General features: G+C 75.5%; 12 protein-coding genes. 8 read left to right on the top strand and 4 right to left on the bottom strand.

Going from position 1 to position 16672, the window contains the following annotated elements; all coding sequences use genetic code 11:
- Positions 1 to 158 precede the first annotated feature (158 nt).
- A complete protein-coding gene (locus tag CHF16_RS06890; protein WP_089325057.1) occupies positions 159 to 1685 on the top strand; it encodes a peptide ABC transporter substrate-binding protein in 1527 nt (508 codons plus the stop codon).
- Here the strand turns inward: CHF16_RS06890 and CHF16_RS06885 are convergent.
- Positions 1601 to 3007 (bottom strand): MFS transporter, encoded by a 1407-nt coding sequence (locus CHF16_RS06885; RefSeq protein WP_089325056.1) that lies wholly within the window; start codon positions 3005 to 3007, stop codon positions 1601 to 1603. The two genes, CHF16_RS06890 and CHF16_RS06885, sit on opposite strands and share 85 nt — an antisense overlap.
- A gap of 66 nt (positions 3008 to 3073) precedes the next feature.
- Here CHF16_RS06885 and CHF16_RS06880 point away from each other — a divergent pair, with 66 nt between their 5' ends.
- Both CHF16_RS06880 and CHF16_RS06875 read left to right on the top strand, forming a co-directional pair.
- Complete coding sequence (locus tag CHF16_RS06880) at positions 3074 to 3643, top strand: TetR/AcrR family transcriptional regulator (RefSeq protein WP_089325055.1); 570 nt, start codon at positions 3074 to 3076, stop codon at positions 3641 to 3643.
- Positions 3644 to 3704: 61 nt separating this feature from the next.
- On the top strand, positions 3705 to 4730 hold the full coding sequence (locus CHF16_RS06875) for a LacI family DNA-binding transcriptional regulator (RefSeq protein WP_089325054.1): 1026 nt from the start codon (positions 3705 to 3707) through the stop codon (positions 4728 to 4730).
- 64 nt (positions 4731 to 4794) lie between these two features.
- On the opposite strand, the gene CHF16_RS06870 is transcribed toward CHF16_RS06875, so the two are convergent.
- On the bottom strand, positions 4795 to 5853 hold the full coding sequence (locus CHF16_RS06870) for a polysaccharide deacetylase family protein (protein ID WP_089325053.1): 1059 nt from the start codon (positions 5851 to 5853) through the stop codon (positions 4795 to 4797).
- 201 nt (positions 5854 to 6054) lie between these two features.
- Here CHF16_RS06870 and CHF16_RS06865 point away from each other — a divergent pair, with 201 nt between their 5' ends.
- Together CHF16_RS06865 and CHF16_RS06860 are read left to right on the top strand one after the other, a co-directional pair.
- Entirely contained in the window at positions 6055 to 6618 is a 564-nt protein-coding gene (locus CHF16_RS06865; protein ID WP_089325104.1) for a TetR/AcrR family transcriptional regulator, read from the top strand.
- Between the two features lie 8 nt (positions 6619 to 6626).
- Positions 6627 to 7412, top strand: coding sequence for an MBL fold metallo-hydrolase (locus tag CHF16_RS06860; protein ID WP_089325052.1), 786 nt, complete (start codon positions 6627 to 6629; stop codon positions 7410 to 7412).
- A gap of 21 nt (positions 7413 to 7433) precedes the next feature.
- Here the strand turns inward: CHF16_RS06860 and recD2 are convergent, their stop codons facing one another.
- Together recD2 and mtnA are read right to left on the bottom strand one after the other, a co-directional pair.
- Positions 7434 to 9671 (bottom strand): SF1B family DNA helicase RecD2, encoded by a 2238-nt coding sequence (gene recD2 / locus CHF16_RS06855; protein ID WP_245868267.1) that lies wholly within the window; start codon positions 9669 to 9671, stop codon positions 7434 to 7436.
- Between the two features lie 95 nt (positions 9672 to 9766).
- Positions 9767 to 10795, bottom strand: coding sequence for an S-methyl-5-thioribose-1-phosphate isomerase (gene mtnA / locus CHF16_RS06850; RefSeq protein ID WP_089325050.1), 1029 nt, complete (start codon positions 10793 to 10795; stop codon positions 9767 to 9769).
- A 148-nt stretch (positions 10796 to 10943) separates the two neighbouring features.
- Between mtnA and CHF16_RS06845 the strand changes: the two genes are divergently transcribed.
- Genes CHF16_RS06845 through CHF16_RS06835 form a run of 3 tightly spaced genes read left to right on the top strand, consistent with a single transcriptional unit; the run spans position 10944 to position 16609 of the window.
- Positions 10944 to 11798, top strand: coding sequence for a hypothetical protein (locus tag CHF16_RS06845; RefSeq protein ID WP_245868266.1), 855 nt, complete (start codon positions 10944 to 10946; stop codon positions 11796 to 11798).
- Positions 11795 to 13306 (top strand): DNA polymerase Y family protein, encoded by a 1512-nt coding sequence (locus CHF16_RS06840; protein WP_089325049.1) that lies wholly within the window; start codon positions 11795 to 11797, stop codon positions 13304 to 13306. The genes CHF16_RS06845 and CHF16_RS06840 overlap by 4 nt, the downstream gene beginning before the upstream one ends.
- 24 nt (positions 13307 to 13330) lie before the next feature.
- A complete protein-coding gene (locus tag CHF16_RS06835; RefSeq protein WP_089325048.1) occupies positions 13331 to 16609 on the top strand; it encodes an error-prone DNA polymerase in 3279 nt (1092 codons plus the stop codon).
- Positions 16610 to 16672: the final 63 nt, after the last annotated feature.

The following is a 16672-nucleotide window of genomic DNA, read 5'->3' as shown; positions in this document are numbered from 1 at the left end:
ACGGAAGAGGATCATCGCAAGCGCCAGTGTGACCCCGGCCGCATACTTGATCAACAGGGCGGCGGTCACGAAATGGACTCAGCACCGTAAGGACTGGTGGGACCTGACCGGCTGCTCTACGCTCGCGGCGTCGGCCGCCTCCGGCTCCCAGGAGAGGCATGAAGAGTTCCACGCGCACCGCGGCCCTGGTCACCGGGGCGGTGGTGGTGCTGCTGGCGCCCGTCGCGGCCCTGCGGGCCTGGAGCGAGCCCGCCGATCCGCGGATCACGGTGGGCGCGGCCGCCCCGGCGGCGCTGCTGCCCGGCGACGTCCGCGACCAGGCCGGGCGCGTGATCGCCAACGCGGTGTGGACCGGCCTGGTCTCCCACGACCCGGCGACCGGCGCGACCGTGAACGCCGCCGCCGCGTCGGTCACCAGCCCGGACCGGCGGGTGTGGACGGTCCGGTTGCGGCCCGGCGCGACGTTCCAGGACGGCTCCCCCGTCACCTCCACCTCGTTCACCGGCGCCTGGACGGCCACCGTGCGCGAGGGCTGGGCGGGAGCGCACCTGTTCACCGGCGTCGCCCGCGTCAAGGGCGCCCGGCAGGGCGCGCCGGGCATGGCCGGGCTCAAGGTGAAGGACGACCTGACCTTCGAGGTGACGCTCGACCGCCCGCTGGGCGGGTTCCCCGCCCTGCTCGGCGACCCGGCGTTCTTCCCGCTCCCGGACGGCGTCCTCACCTCGCGGGACTGGTCGTCCTACGCGCGGAGACCGGTCGGGAACGGCCCGTTCGAGGTGGCGTCGCGGAGCGCCCGGGAGATCGTCCTGCGCCCGAGGTCGGGCAAGGGCCGCTCGGTGGCCGTCAAGGTGATGCCGGACGCGAAGGCGCAGTACAGCGCCGCGGCCAAGGGCGAGCTGGACGTCGCGACGCGGGTTCCGCCCGGTCGGCACGAGTCGATGGAGGCCGACTTCGGGGACCGGCACCGCGCCGTCCCCGGCCGGGACGTGACGTATCTGGCGTTCCCGGCATGGGTGGATCGGCTGGCGTCCCCGACCGTCCGGTCGGCGCTGTCGATGGCGATCGACCGGTCCGCGGTGACCGAGGGGGCGCTCGGCCACCAGTACTCCCCCGCCGACTCGCTCGTGGCGCCGGGCATCCGCTTCGGCCACCGCGAGGGGCAGTGCCGGCTGTGCGTGCACGACTCGAAGGCGGCCGTGGCCGCGCTGTCCGACGCGGGCGGGCTGACCGGGCCGTTGAACCTCTGGTACGAGGCGGGCCGGGGCGACGACGCGTGGGTGAAGGCGGTCGCCGAGCAGCTCCGCGGGGAACTGAAGCTCGATGCGCGGCCCCGACCGGTCACCGGACTGCGGAAGGCACTGGCCGACCGCGTGGTGGACGGGCCGTTCGTCGTTCACACCACGGCCGCCTACCCCGCGCCCGTCGCGGCGCTCACCCCGCTGCTCGAAGCCGGGACCGGGTTCGACGACGCGTACGCGACCGGTCTGGTCGCCGACGCCGAGAAGGCCGCGACGCCCGGCGACGGGGTGATCCCCGCGCGCCTCGCCGAGAGCGCGATGCTGCGGGACATGCCCGCGATGCCGCTGTGGTCCGCGCACGATCACCTGGTCTGGTCGGAGCGGGTGCGCGGGGTGACCGCCGGCGCCTTCACCGGACTGCGCCTCGACCGCCTGAAGCTCGAGTAGCGCCCGCCGCAGAGGCAGAGCGCGGGTAGCGCACCGGCCAGGGCCAGGGCCGCGGCGGTGAGGAGCATCCCGCCGACTCCGGTGAGGCCGTAGGGGACGCCGAGGACGGCGACGCCCACCGCGATGCCCAGCTGCTTGGCGGTGTTGGTGATCCCGGCGGCGACGCCCGCGCGCTCGGCCGGGGCCGCCTCCAGGGCGACCTGGCTGGACACGAGGTTGCCGATCGCCGCGAGCCCGCCGAGGGCGAACCCCGGCACCATCGCGGGCCAGGAGCCCGTCCGGTACGTCGCGGCGAGCAGCAGCGTGGACAGCACGGTCAGCAGCGGCCCGGCCGCCACGAGCGCGGCGGGCGGCGCGCGGTGCGCGACCCGCGCGAGGAGCAGCGGCGCCGCCAGCGCCGGGGCGCTGTAGGTGAGGAACCAGAGGCCGGCCTGCGCAGGCGGGGTGCCCATCGGCCCCTGCACGTAGAGGGAGAAGTACGCCAGCGACCCGGCGCCGGCGGCGTGCGAGAACAGCGCGGCGGACGCGTTCGCCGCGTACAGTCGGCCCCGCAGCAGCGACAGGTCGAGCATGGGTTCGGGGACGCGGCGGCGCACCAGCCAGGCGATCGCGGAGGCGCCCGCCAGCGCCGGGAGCAGGACGCCCGGCGCCGCCCACCCCAGCCGGGGGATCTCGATGAGCGCCCACAGCGGCCCCGCGAGCCCCGCCGTCAGGAGCAGGGCGGCGGCCGGGTCGAGCGGGCGCGGCCGCGGGTCCCGCGACTCCGGCACGGCCGCGGCGGCGACGGCGAGCGCGGCGAGGCCGACCGGCACGTTGAGGAAGAAGATCGCCCGCCAGCCGAGCAGCCCGGTGAGCGCGCCGCCGACCAGCGGGCCGGTGGCGATGGCGGCGCCGGACGCGGCGGCGTACACCCCGAGCGCCCGGTTGCGGGACCGTCCCGCCGGGTACGCCGCCGCGAGCAGCGGCGACGCCGTCCCGTAGAGGACGGCCGCGCCGCACCCCTGGACGGCGCGGAACACGTCCAGCACGGGCGCCGACGGCGCGAGGCCGCAGGCCAGGGACGCGCCCGTGAAGGCGGCGAGCCCGCCGAGCAGCATGCGGCGGCGGCCCAGCCGGTCGGCGAGCGCGCCCGCGGTGAGCAGCAGCCCGGCGAGGGCGAGCGCGTAGGCGTCGACGGCCCACTGCACCTCCGCCAGGCCCGCGCCGAGGCCGCGCCGCATGTCGGGGAGCGCGATGTTCACCCCGACGAGGTCGAGGACGAGCAGGTACCCGGCGGCCGAGGCGACCGCGAGGGTCCAGGCGGGACGGCGGCGAGGGGGCATGGCTCCGGCCTCCCGGAAATATACGGTGTAGATATACGCCGTATATTAACCACTAGACTGGCGTCCATGAAGACCCCGGCGCAGCGCGGTCGCGGAACCCGCGGGCTCACCCGCGAGGAGGTGCTGGACGCGACCCTCGACCTCGCCGAGGAGCGCGGCCTCGACGCGGTGAGCATGCGCGGCGTCGCCGACCGGCTCGGCGTGACGCCGATGGCGCTCTACCGGTACGTCGGCGACAAGCAGGGCCTGCTGGACGGCCTGGTCGAGCGCCTCATCCGGGAACTGCCCGACGACGACCCCGCGCTGCCCTGGCAGGACCGGCTGCGCGCGATCGGCGCCGGGGTGCGGGAGGTCGCCCGGCGCCACCCGGCGGTGTTCCTGCTGCTGTTCACGCGGCCGACCGTCACCGAGGAGGCGCGGCGGGCGCGCCACGCGGTGCAGGCGATCCTGCGGAGCGCCGGGGTTCCGGAGGACATCGTCCCGCCGCTGCAGCGGCTGCTGGACACCATCGGGCTCGGGCTCGCCGCGTCCGAGGCCGGCGGGCGGTTCACCGGCACTCCCGAGGACGTCGACCGCGTCTACGACCTCGCGGAGGAGCTGCTGCTCGCGGCCGTCGAGCGCTACGCGCGGGAGTGATCCGCGTCTCCGCGCGCCTACCGGGTTTCGGAGTCGCCGCCGAGATCCTTATGCTTCCAGAATGCAGCAGGAGGACGAACCCGGCCGGGTGACCCTGGCCCAGGTGGCGGATCAGGCCGGAGTGTCCATTTCGACAGTTTCGAAGGTGCTGAACGGCCGCGAGGACGTCGCCCGCAAGACCCGCCTCCGCGTGGAGCGCCTCCTGGAGCACCACGGCTACCGGCGCGGCTCCCGGTCGGGCCCGGACGCGCCGCTCATCGAGATCGTCCTCCACGAGATCGAGAGCCTCTGGACCATGGAGCTGATCCGGGGGGTGGAGAGCGTCGCCAAGGCCAACGGCGCGAGCCTGGTGCTGACCGAGAGCGGCACCCGGCACTCCCCCGGCCCCGAGTGGATCAGCGGCGTGCTGCGCCGCCGCCCGCTCGGCGTCGTGCTGCTGTTCTCCAGCATGCCGCCGGAGTACAAGAAGCGGCTGCGGTCCCGCTCGATCCCGTTCGTCATCATCGACCCCGCCGGGGACCCCGAGCCCGACGTCCCGTCGGTGGGCTCGGCCAACTGGTCCGGCGGCCTCGCGGCGACCCGGCACCTCATCGACCAGGGGCACCGGCGCATCGCGATCATCACCGGCCCGGCGGACATGCTGTGCTCCGTCGCGCGGCTCGACGGCTTCCGCTCCGCGATGAGCATGGCCGGCCTGGACGTCGATCCGTCGTATGTGTCCTACGGCGACTTCCACGTGGACGGCGGCTTCGAGCGGGCGATGGAGCTGCTCGGCCGCCCCGACCGGCCGACCGCGATCTTCGCCGGGAGCGACCTGCAGGCGCTCGGGGTGCTGGAGGCGGCACGGGTGCACGGGCTGCGCGTCCCGGACGACCTGTCGGTGGTCGGGTACGACGACGTCGCGGTGGCGCCCTGGGCCAGCCCCGCGCTCACGACCGTGCACCAGCCGCTGCGGCAGATGGCCGAGTCGGCCGCGCAGATCATCCTCGGCATCCGCAACGGGGAGGCGGTCGCGACGCGGCTGGAGCTGTCCACCAGCCTCGTGGTCCGCAAGAGCACCGCGCCCCCGCCTCCCGAAGGCGGCTGACGGCGGAGCGCCTTCCCGCGGCCTGGGGCGGGGTCCGCGGGAAGGCGCACGCGGCGGGGCCGGTTCAGCCGGTCCGGCAGGAGACGTCGGGCCAGGTCCAGTTGCCGTTGTGCTGGACGGTGAAGCCGAAGGTGTCACCGCTGCCGTTCGGCCGCATGGTCATGACGTTCCCGCTCGCGTCCCAGGTCGGCGAGCCGTTCCAGGTCGCGATGATCCGCTGCGGGCTGTGCACGGTCACGGTCGCGATCCAGTCGCTCGCCCCGGAGACGGTGACCGAGAGGTTGAACCGGTCGCCCCACACCTGCCCCTGAGAGATCTGTGCGGTGCAGGTGCCGCCGCCTTCGCCGGGCGGAGGGGTGCCTCCGCCGCCGTCGGGCGCGACGGCCCGGCCGGTGGACGGCGAGATGATGCCGGGGCACAGGTTGCGGCTCTTCAGGTTCGCGACGATCTGCGGAATGGCCTGGATCGTCGTGCTGTACCCGTCGTGCATGAGGATGACCTGGCCGTTCTGGAGCTGGCTCGCGCGCTGCACGATCTGGGCGGTGGACGCGCCGTTCCAGTCCTGCGAGTCGACGTCCCAGATGACCTCGGTCAGGCCGAGCTGCTGCTCGACCGCCCGCAACGTGGAGTTCGTCTCCCCGTAGGGAGGCCGGAACAGCCGGGGCGCGGTGCCGGTCTGCTGCTGGATCACCTGCTGCGTCCGCTGGAGCTCCGAGAGCATCTGCGACTGGGACATCTGGGTGAGGTGGGGATGCGTCCAGCTGTGGTTGGCGATCCACATGCCGGCGTTCTTCTCCGCGCTGACCAGCGACGGGTTGTTCTGGGCGTTCTGCCCGATGTTGAACAGGGTGGCGCGGACGCCGTTCTGCTGCAGGGTGGTCAGCAGAGCCGACGTGAATCCGGAGGGCCCGTCGTCGTAGGTGAGGCCGACGTAGCCCGCGCTGCAGTCGGCCGCGGCGGGCGTCGCGGCGGCGCGGGCGCGCTGGGCCGCGAGGCCGGCGGCGGCCGGCAGGCCTACCAGCAAGGCCGCCGCCAGCGTCAGGACGGCGGCGAGGAGCAGCGGGCGGCGGGCGCCTAAGGGGCTCGGCCCGGACGCGCCGGGCGGGGGAGCGTGCTGAGTCATTCCGTGTTCCTCCAGGGGGCGGGGGAACCTCATTGTGGGAACGCCCTCGAAAGGTGTCAATAGATCGAAAACTCTTTTCGCTGGCATCTTTCATTCTCAGCTCTTATCAGTGCCGATGACATGGGCCTTTCCTGCCGAAACATTTCGATAGCCATGGATCATGGCTTGGAATTTGTAGACCGGTCTGTCTAGTCTGTGGGCATGGCACCGCGCGGAGAGACGAGAGAGCGGGTCCTGCGGACGGCCGCGGACCTGTTCCAGCGGCAGGGTTACCACGGCACCGGGGTGAACCAGGTGCTCGCGGAGAGCGGCGCGCCGAAGGGCTCGCTGTACTTCCACTTCCCCGAGGGCAAGGAGCAGCTCGCGGCCGAGTCGGTGGCGCTGGCCGGCCGGACGGTCGCCGAGGCGCTCGCCGGGGCCGTGCTCGCCGCGCCGGACGGGCGGGCCGGGCTCACTGCCCTCGGCGAGCACTTCGCCCGGAGCCTCCTGGAGTCGGACTTCGCCAAGGGCTGCCCCATCGCGACCGTGGCCCTGGAGACGGCGGGCGCGAGCGAGGCCCTCCGCGCCGCCTGCGACGCCGCCTACGCGGAGTGGCTGGACGGCCTCCGCGCCGCGCTGCGCGGCTGGGGCGTGCCCGAGGAGCGCGTCGGGCCGCTGGCCGCGCTGGTCCTGTCGTCCCTGCAGGGCGCCGTCATGCTCGCCCGCGTCCAGCGGGACGTGGCCGTCATCCACCAGGTCACCCACCAGCTCGCCGACCATCTGTGAGGAGTCATATGCGCGTCCACCACCTCGACTGCGCCCCCATGCGGGAGATCGAACCCGCCGACGGCCCGGAGAGCCCGCTGCGGCCGGCGCGGGCCACCGGCCACGTCCTGCTGGTCGAGACGGATTCGTCCGGGCTGCTCCTCGTGGACGCCGGGATCGGCCTCGGCGACATCGAGCGCCCGTCCGAGCGGCTGCTCGACGACTGGGTGGAGATGGCCGGGCCGACCCTGGACCCGGCCGCGACCGCCGTCCGGCAGGTCGAGGCGCTCGGGTACTCCCCCGCCGACGTCCGGCACATCGTCCCGACGCACCTGCACCGCGACCACGCGGGCGGGCTGAGCGACTTCCCGGACGCCGCGGTGCACGTCTTCGCGGCTGAGCGGGAGGACGGCGGCAAGACCCCCGCGCAGCTCGCCCACGGCCCGCGCTGGGTGGTCTACCCGGACGGCGGTGGCGAGACCTGGCACGGGTTCGAAGGCGTCCGGGCCCTGGAGGGTGTGGCCGAGGAGATCCTGCTCGTCCCGATCGGCGGGCACACGCCGGGGCACGCGGGGGTCGCGGTTCGCGACGGGGACCGCTGGCTCCTGCACGCCGGGGACGCGTACATGTACCACGGCGAGGTCGACCGCCCCGAGCCGGTGACGCACCCGCTGATGGAGCTCGTCCAGGCGGGCGGCGAGGTGGACCGTGAACTGCGGCTCGCGAACGTCGCGCGGCTGCGGGAGCTCGCGCGCGGCGGCGACGTCGAGGTGTTCTGCGCGCACGACCCGTGGGAGCTGGCCCGCTACCGCTGAGCCCCGCCTGCCTTCGGGGCCCTACCGCTGGGACAGCCGGTGCGCGAGGGCCGTGTGGCGGCGGCCCGCGCCGGCGGTGCGGACGGCGGCGGCGAGCGCCCGCCGCGACCCGACCAGCACGACCAGCTTCTTCGCGCGGGTGATGCCGGTGTAGAGCAGGTTGCGGCGCAGCATCATCCACGCGCCGGTGGTGAGCGGGATGACGACGGCCGGGTACTCGCTGCCCTGCGAGCGGTGGATCGTGATCGCGTAGGCGTGGGCCAGTTCGTCCAGCTCGTCGAAGGCGTAGCCGATGCTCTCGTCCTCGTCGGTGAGGACGGTGAGCGACTGCTCCTCCGGGTCGACCTTCGTGACGACGCCGACGGTGCCGTTGAAGACGCCCGCCTCGCCCTTGTCGTAGTTGTTGCGGAGCTGGGTGACCTTGTCGCCGACGCGGAAGACGCGGCCGCCGTAGCGGCGTTCGGGGCGGGCGTCGTCGTGCGGGGTCAGCGCCTCCTGCAGCAGCGCGTTCAGCCCGCCCGCGCCGGCCGCGCCCCGGTGCATCGGCGCCAGCACCTGGACGTCGCGGCGCGGGTCGAGCCCGAACCTGCGCGGGATGCGGTTGGCGACGACGTCCACGGTCAGCGCGGCGGCCTCCTCCTGCTCCTCGCAGGGGAACAGGAAGAAGTCGGGGTAGCCGCGGGTGTGCGGGTGGTCGCCGGCGTTGACGCGGTGCGCGTTGACGACGATGCCGGACTCCTGCGCCTGCCGGAAGATCTTCGTGAGCCGGACGCGCGGGATCACCTCGGCGCCGAGCAGGTCGGCGAGGACCTCGCCCGCGCCGACGGACGGGAGCTGGTCGACGTCCCCGACGAGCAGCAGGTGCGCGCCGCGCGGGATCGCCTTCACCAGCTTGTTCGCGAGGACCAGGTCGACCATGGAGCTCTCGTCGACCACCACGAGGTCGGCGTCGAGCGGCTCGTCCTGGTCGTACTTGGGGTCGCCGCCCGGCTGGAGCTGGAGCAGCCGGTGCACGGTCGCGGCCTCGTGCCCGGTCAGCTCGGCGAGCCGCTTGGCGGCCCGCCCGGTCGGCGCGACCAGGACGATCTTGGCCTTCTTGGCGGCGGCCAGCTCCACCACCGAGCGGACGGTGAAGCTCTTGCCGCAGCCGGGCCCGCCGGTCAGCACCGACACCTTGGACGTCAGCGCGAGCTTGACCGCCTCCTCCTGCTCGGCGGCGAGCGCCTGGCCGGTGCGCTTCTTCAGCCACGGCAGCGCCCTGTCCCAGTCGACGTCGGCGAACGCCTTGAGCCGGTCGGTGGGGGCGTCCAGCAGGTCGAGGAGGCCGCGGGCGAGCGAGCGTTCGGCGCGGTGGAACGGCACGAGGTAGACGGCGGGGATGACGGCGGCGTCCTCGCCCTCGCCCGGGATCTGCTCCCGGACGACGCCCTCGTCGCGGGCCAGCTCGTCCAGCGCCGGGACGATCAGCTCCTTCGGCACGCCGAGGATCTTCTCCGCCGCGGTGACGAGGTTCGGCTCGGGCAGGAAGCAGTGCCCGTCGTCGGCGGCCTCCGAGAGCGTGTACTGGAGCCCGGCCTTGATCCGCTCGGGGCTGTCGTGCGGGATGCCGACGGCCTGCGCGATCGTGTCGGCCGTCTTGAACCCGATGCCCCACACGTCGGAGGCGAGCTGGTACGGCCGCGCGCGGACGGTGTCGATCGACCGGTCGCCGTACTGCTTGTAGATGCGGACGGCGAGCGAGGTCGAGACGCCGACGCCCTGCAGGAAGACCATCACCTCCTTGATGGCCTTCTGCTCCTCCCACGCGTCCCCGATCCGCTTGCTGCGCTTCGGGCCGAGCCCGCGGACCTCGACGAGCCGCTCCGGCTCCTCCTCGATGACGCGGAGGATGTCGGTGCCGAAGTGCTCGACCATCCGGTCGGCCATCACCGGCCCGATCCCCTTGATCATGCCGGAGCCGAGGTAGCGGCGGATGCCCTGGATCGTCGCGGGCAGCACGGTCGTGTACGAGTCGACCTCGAACTGCCTGCCGTACTTGGGGTGCGAGCGCCACCGGCCGGTCAGCCGCAGGCTCTCCCCCACCTGCGCGCCGAGCAGCGCGCCGACCACGGTGAGCAGGTCGCTTCCGCTCTTGGCCGTCGCGACGCGCGCGACGGTGTACCCGGTGTCCTCGTTGGCGTAGGTGATCCGTTCCAGGACCGCGTCGAGCTGCGCCGGACGCGGCGCGGCGCCGGGGTCGGGGCTGGGGGAGGTCGGCACGCTCACCATGATGGACGATCCGGACGGCGGGATGGCCGGATCCGCCAGGTGCGCCGGGTCTCCGGTCCACCCGGACGGGCGATCGGGACGGGCGATCAGGCCCGCGCCCGGCCGGGGGTCTCCCCCGCCGACACCTCCAGGACGCCCGTCTCGGTGACCAGCGCGGTCACCAGGCGGGCGGGAGTGACGTCGAACGCGGGGTTGAAGGCGTCCACGCCCTCGGGGGCGGTGCGGGCGCCGCCCCAGGCCAGCACCTCCTCGGCCGCGCGCTCCTCGATCGGGATCCCGGCGCCGTCCGGCAGGGCCGGGTCGACGGTGCTCCACGGCGCGGCGACGACGAGCGGGATCCCCGCCGCCGCGCAGGCCAGCGCCACCCCCACCGAGCCGATCTTGTTGGCGGTGTCGCCGTTGGCCGCGATCCGGTCGGCGCCGATGACGGCGACGTCGACCAGGCCGCGCAGGATCGTGCTCGGCGCGGCCCCGTCCGCCTGGACGGCGCAGGGGATGCCGGCCTGGGCGAGCTCCCACGCGGTGAGCCGCGCGCCCTGGAGCAGCGGGCGGGTCTCGTCGGCGTAGACGAGCTCCACCCGGCCGCGCTCGTGCAGGTTCCGGATCACGCCGAGCGCCGTCCCCCACCCCGCGGTGGCCAGCGCTCCCGCGTTGCAGTGCGTCAGGACGCGCAGGGGCCGGTCGCCCACGCGGCGCAGGATCCAGTCGGCGCCGAACGCGCCGATCGCGCGGTTGCCGCGCACGTCCTCGTCGAGCAGCGCCTGGGCCTCGTCCACCACCGCGTCGGCGCCCTTGGCGACGAACGGCAGGACGCGGTCGACGCCCGCCGCCAGGTTGACCGCCGTCGGGCGGGCCTCCCGGACCTCGGCGATCGCGGCGTCGCGGGCGGCCTCGTCCCATCCCTCGCGGGCGGCCTGGCGGACGGCGACGGCGACGCCGAACGCGCCCGCGACGCCCAGCGCGGGCGCGCCGCGCACGACCAGCCGGCGGATCGCGTCCACCAGCGTCGCGACGTCGCGGGCCACGACGTACTCGACCCGCCCGGGCAGGAGCGTCTGGTCCAGCAGGCACAGCCCGTCGCCCGTCCACTCCAGGGTTCGCACGTCGTTCGTCATGCCGCTCATAATGCCTGCAAAATACCGTGAACCCCGACGCCACCGGGCTTTCCACCCTCCGCTACTCCACCGCGTGACCTGCGACAACTTGACAGAAGTCGAACCTGTGTTCGAAATTGTGCGGGGGGACTCGGAGAGGAGGGCGACGGTGGCGGAGGCCGCACTGCGGGACCTGTCGGCGCTTCTGGACGCGGCGCCCGGTTCCGCCGGGCACAGCCCCTCCTGGGACGGCGGCGCGACGGTGCCCGTGCTGCCCGCGCTGCGGCCGGTGCTGCCGGGCGGGGGCCTGCGGCCCGGCTCGGTCGTCGGGCTCGGCGGGTCCGGATCCGCCTCGCTCGGCCTCGCGCTCGTCGCGGGCGTCTCCCGGCACGGCGGTGCGGACGGCGCCGGCGGCTGGTGCGGCGTCGTCGGCGTCCCCGACTTCGGCGTCCTCGCCGCCGCCGGGATGGGCGCCGCACCCGAGCGGCTGCTGCTCGCCGACGACCCGGGCGAGCGGTGGCCCGACGTGGTCGCGGCGCTGGCCGAGGCCGTCGACCTGGTGCTGCTGCGCCCGCCCGAGCGGCCGGGCGCCGCCGCCGTGCGGCGGCTGTCGGCGCTGGCCCGCAAGCACGGCTGCGTGCTGGCGCTGACCGGCCCGTTCGCCGGCGAGTGGGCGGGCGTCCGGCTCCGCCTCCGGCTGGACGAGGCGGTCTGGGAGGGGCTCGGCGACGGCCACGGCCGGCTGGCGGGCCGCCGCGTCCGGGTGACCGCCGAGGGACGCGACGCGCCGGGCGCCGGCCGCAGCGCCCGCCTCTGGCTCCCCGCCGCCGACGGCACGGTGGCGCCGGACGAGACCGCCCGGCCGCCGCTCGAACTCGTCCCCGGCGCCGTCGCGGCGGGCGCGCCCGTCCACACGGCGCGGCCGGCGGCACCGCGCCCGCCGCTGGCGGCGGCCCGCCGCGACGCGCGGGAGCCCGTGCGCGCGAGCGCGTCGGCGCCCGGCCCCGGAGAGGGGGCCGCGTGACCCGGGTGCTGGTGGTGTGGTGCCCCGACTGGCCGCTCACCGCGGTCGGGATCGACGCGGCCACCGCGGGGGCGGTCGTGGTCCAGGGGCGCGTGGCCGCGTGCTCGGCGGCGGCGCGCGCCGAGGGGGTGCGGCGCGGGCAGCGGCTCCGGGACGCGCAGCGCCGCTGCCCCGACCTGGTCGTCCGCGACCGCGACACCGACGCCGAGGGACGGCGGTTCGAGGAGGTCGTGGCGGCGGTCGCGGAGCTGGCGCCGCGCGTGGAGGTGGTGCGCCCCGGGCTGTGCGCGATCGCGGCCCGGGGCCCGGCGCGGTTCTACGGCGGCGAGGAGGCGCTGCGCGTCCTCGTGCAGGACGCGGTCGTCGAGGCCGGACACGACTGCGGGTCCGGTGTCGCGGACGGGCTGTTCGCGGCGGAGTTGGCGGCGCGCGCCGGGGAGGGCGGCGTCGTGGTCCCGGAGGGCGGCGCGGCGGCGTTCCTCGCCCCGTACCCGCTGTCGGTGCTCGACCGGCCCGAGCTGGCCGACTTGCTGCGCCGGCTCGGCGTCCGGACGCTCGGCGACTTCGCGGCGCTGCCGTCCGGGCACGTCGCGGGCCGGTTCGGGGCGGACGGGGCGCTCGCGCACCGGCTGGCGCGCGGCGAGGAACCGCGCCCGGTGGCACCGGTCCGCGCGGCGGCCGACCTGTCGGTCCGGGCGGGCTTCGACCCGCCCGCCGAGCGCGCGGAGCAGGTGGTGTTCGCGGCCAAGCGGCTCGCGGGCGACCTGCACGCCGGGCTCGCGGCGGCCGGGCTGGCGTGCGTCCGGCTGGAGGTCGCGGTCGGGTTCGCCGACGGGAACGTGCAGCGGCGGCTGTGGCGGCACGAGGGGCTGTCGGCGCTGGCCGTGGCCGAGCGGGTGCGGTGGCAGCTCTCGGCCTGGCAGGGCGCCTCGGCCGACGCCGTGTGGGGCGGCGTGGCATGGGTGGAGCTGGCGCCCGACCAGCTCGTCCCGGACGAGGGCCGCCAGGAGTCGCTGTGGGGCCGGGCGGCCGTCACCGAGCGGATCGCGCGGGCCGCCGACCGCGTCCAGGCGCTGCTCGGCCACCGGGGGATCACCCGGCCGGTGCTCGCGGGCGGCCGGGGGCCGGGCGAGCGGGTCGTGCGGGTCCCGGTCGGCGACCTGCCCCCGGAGGGCCGGCCTGACGGCCCGTGGCCGGGCCGCGTCACCGGCCCCGCGCCCGCGGTCGTGCCCGCCGCGCCGCCGGCGGTCGAGCTGCTCGACGCGTCCGGCGGCCCGGTGGTGGTGTCGGCGCGGTGCGAGGTCTCCGCGCCTCCGGCGGCACTGGTGTTCCGGGGGCGCCGCTCCGCCGTGACCGGCTGGACGGGCCCGTGGCCGGCCGACGAGCACTGGTGGGACCCGGCCGCCGCCCGCCGCCGCGCCAGGTTCCAGGTCACCACCGACGACGGCGCCGCGTACCTGCTGGCGGTCGAGGGCGGGCGATGGCACATCGAGGCCGTCTATGACTAGGGCGTCCAGTACCCGGCGGTGCACATGACCGGCTGGCACAACCCGGCGATCCCCTGGAGGGAGTTCGAGGAGCGCCTGTCCTGGCGTCCCGGCGCGGCGGAGCGTCCGGCCGGGGAACCGGCGCCGGCTCCCGAGGTCCCGCGGCGCGCCGAGGCGGAGGTGCCGTGGGCGGAACTGCACGTGCACTCGTCGTTCAGCTTCCTGGACGGCGCCAGCGACCCCGCCTCGCTCGTCGCGGAGGCGGCGCGGCTCGGCGTGGAGGCGATGGCGGTCACCGACCACGACGGCATGTACGGGGCCGTCCAGTTCGCGCAGGCCGCGCAGGACGCGGGGATCGGCACGGTGTACGGCGCGGAACTGAGCCTCGGCCTGCCGGGGCCGCGGACCGGCGAGCCCGACCCGGCCGGCCGGCACCTCCTCGTCCTCGCGCGCGGCGCCGAGGGGTACGCGCGGCTCTGCTCGGCGATCACGTCGGCGCAGCTCGCGGGCGGCCGCAAGGGCCGTCCCGTGTACGACCTGGACGCCCTCGCGGGCGCGCACGACGGCCACTGGGCGGTGCTGACCGGGTGCCGCAAGGGGCCGGTCCCGGCGGCGCTGGAGGCGGGCGGCCCCGGCGCGGCGGAGCGGGAGCTGCGGAACCTCACCGGCATGTTCGGCCGCGAGAACGTGTTCGTCGAGCTGATCGACCACGACCAGCCCGACGACGACCTCCGCAACGACGCGCTGCTCGCGCTGGCGGGCCGCGTCGGCGTGGACGTCGTCGCGTCCAACAACGTGCACTTCGCCGCACCGGGGGCGGACGCCCGGCTCGCGCAGGCGCTCGCCGCCGTCCGGGCCCGCCGCAGCCTGGACGACATGGCCGGGTGGCTGCCCGCGGCGGGCACCGCGCATTTGCGGTCCGGCGCGGAGATGGCACGGCGGCTCGCGCGGTTCCCCGGCGTGCGGGAGCGGACGGTCGCGCTCGCCCGCGAGTGCCGGTTCGGCTTCGAGGTGATGGCGCCCCGGCTGCCCGACTGGCCCGTCCCGGACGGGCACACCGAGGCGAGCTGGCTGCGGCACCTGGTGGCGGAGGGCGCCCAGCGGCGGTACGGGCCGCCCGAGCGGGAGCGGCAGCCGGGCGCCTACGCGCAGATCGCCAAGGAGCTGGACGTCATCGAGCAGCTCGGCTTCCCCGGTTACTTCCTGATCGTGCACGACATCGTGGAGTTCTGCCGGAGCAGGGGCATCCTGTGCCAGGGGCGCGGATCGGCCGCGAACTCCGCGGTCTGCTACGCGCTCGGCATCACCGGCGTGGACGCCGTCCGGCACGGCCTGCTGTTCGAGCGGTTCCTGTCCCCCGGGCGCGGCGGCCCGCCCGACATCGACCTGGACATCGAGCACCGCCGCCGCGAGGAGGCCATCCAGTACGTCTACGGCAAGTACGGCCGCGAATGCACCGCCCAGGTCGCGAACGTCATCAGCTACCGGCCGCGCATGGCCGTGCGGGACGCGGCGCGCGCGCTCGGCCACTCCCCCGGCCAGCAGGACGCGTGGTCCAAGGGCATCGACCCGCGCGACCCGGTGGGCTCCGAGAACGACGTCCCGGCGCCGGTCATGGAGCTGGCGGGCCGGATGCTGGCGCTCCCTCGCCACCTCGGCATCCACTCCGGCGGCATGGTCATCGCGGACCGGCCGGTCGGGGAGATCTGCCCCATCGAGTGGGCGGCGATGGAGGGCCGCAGCGTCCTGCAGTGGGACAAGGACGACTGCGCGGCGGCCGGACTGGTCAAGTTCGACCTGCTCGGCCTCGGGATGCTCGCCGCGCTGCACGACTGCTTCGACCTGGTGGCCGAGCACCACGGGCGCCGCTACGACCTCCAGTCCGTCCCGCCGGAGGACCCCCTCGTCTACGACATGCTGTGCGACGCCGACACGGTCGGGGTGTTCCAGGTGGAGTCGCGGGCGCAGATGGCGACGCTGCCGCGCCTGCGGCCCCGGAAGTTCTACGACCTGGTCGTGGAGGTCGCGCTCATCCGGCCGGGGCCGATCCAGGGCGGGTCCGTCCACCCGTACCTGCGGCGCCGCAAGGGGCTGGAGCCCGCCGAGTGCCCACACCCGCTGATGGAGCCGGCCCTCGGCCGGACGCTCGGCGTGCCGCTGTTCCAGGAGCAGATGATGCAGCTCGCCGTCGACTGCGCCGGGTTCACCCCGGCCGAGTCCGACCAGCTCCGGCAGGCGATGGGCGCCAAGCGCGCCCCCGAGCGCGTGGAGCGGCTGCGGCGCCGGCTCCTGGACGGGATGGCCGAGCGCGGCATCCCGGCCGAGATCGCCGAGAGCGTCTACGAGAAGATCCTCGGCTTCACCGGGTTCGGGTTCCCCGAGTCGCACGCGCAGAGCTTCGCGCACCTGGTGTACGCGAGCGCCTGGCTGAAGCGGCACCACCCGGCGGCGTTCACCGCCGCGCTGGTGCGCAACCAGCCGATGGGGTTCTACAGCCCGCAGAGCCTCATCGCCGACGCCAGGCACCACGGGGTCGTGGTCCGGGGCGTCGACGTCAACGCCAGCGCCGTGCACCCGACGCTGGAGGAGCCCGTCGAGGTCGAGTCCGATCACCCGCACGCGCCGAGCGAGCCGCAGCCGGCGATCCGGCTCGGCCTGTCCGGGGTCCGGAACCTGGGCGAGGACGCGGCGGAGGCCATCGCGGCCGGACGCCCCTACGCGAGCATGGAGGACCTCGCCCGGCGGGTGCCGCTGTCGGCCGGGGCGCTGGAGGCGCTCGCCACCGCGGGCGCGTTCGACGGGCTCGGCCTGTCGCGGCGGGAGGCGCTGTGGGCCGCGGGGGCGCTGGCCGGATCCGGACCCGGGCAGCTGGAGGGCGTGACGCCGGGCGCGGCGGCGCCCGCGCTGCCCGCGATGACGCCGATCGAGGAGACCCTCGCCGACCTGTGGGCGACCGGGGTGTCCCGCGTCCACCCCGTCGCGCACGTCCGCGAGGCCCTGGACGAGCTCGGCGCGCTCCCGGCGGCGCGGCTGGCGGGGACGCCCGGCGAGACCAACGTCGTCGTGGCCGGGCTCGTCACGCACCGGCAGCGCCCGCCGACCGCGGGCGGCATCGTGTTCATGACGCTGGAGGACGAGACCGGCATCATCAACGTGGTGTGCCCGCCGCCGGTGTTCGAGCGGTACCGGGGCCTCGCGGTCGACGCGCAGGCGCTGCTGGTCGGCGGGCGGCTGGAGCGCGCCGACGGGGTCGTGAACGTCCGCGCGACGCGGCTGCGGCGGCTGCCGGTGCCGGGCCGGGTCAAGGCGCGGAACTTCCACTGAGCCGCGGCGGTCGGCGGACGCTAGAACCTGGGGCCGTGCTCTGTCATCGTAAGGAAGCGTCGG

This window comes from Actinomadura meyerae, assembly GCF_900188445.1.
GTDB classification, from domain to species: domain Bacteria; phylum Actinomycetota; class Actinomycetes; order Streptosporangiales; family Streptosporangiaceae; genus Spirillospora; species Spirillospora meyerae.
This window is presented reverse-complemented; position numbering and strand designations above follow the sequence as displayed.

Bases quoted from the DNA above. Each gene is read 5' to 3' on its own strand.
- CHF16_RS06890 (WP_089325057.1), top strand. From the start codon at position 159: ATGAAGAGTTCCACGCGCACCGCGGCCCTGGTCACCGGGGCGGTGGTG.
- CHF16_RS06885 (WP_089325056.1), bottom strand. From the start codon at position 3,007: ATGCCCCCTCGCCGCCGTCCCGCCTGGACCCTCGCGGTCGCCTCGGCC.
- CHF16_RS06880 (WP_089325055.1), top strand. From the start codon at position 3,074: ATGAAGACCCCGGCGCAGCGCGGTCGCGGAACCCGCGGGCTCACCCGC.
- CHF16_RS06875 (WP_089325054.1), top strand. From the start codon at position 3,705: ATGCAGCAGGAGGACGAACCCGGCCGGGTGACCCTGGCCCAGGTGGCG.
- CHF16_RS06870 (WP_089325053.1), bottom strand. From the start codon at position 5,853: ATGACTCAGCACGCTCCCCCGCCCGGCGCGTCCGGGCCGAGCCCCTTA.
- CHF16_RS06865 (WP_089325104.1), top strand. From the start codon at position 6,055: ATGGCACCGCGCGGAGAGACGAGAGAGCGGGTCCTGCGGACGGCCGCG.
- CHF16_RS06860 (WP_089325052.1), top strand. From the start codon at position 6,627: ATGCGCGTCCACCACCTCGACTGCGCCCCCATGCGGGAGATCGAACCC.
- mtnA (WP_089325050.1), bottom strand. From the start codon at position 10,795: ATGACGAACGACGTGCGAACCCTGGAGTGGACGGGCGACGGGCTGTGC.
- CHF16_RS06835 (WP_089325048.1), top strand. From the start codon at position 13,331: ATGACCGGCTGGCACAACCCGGCGATCCCCTGGAGGGAGTTCGAGGAG.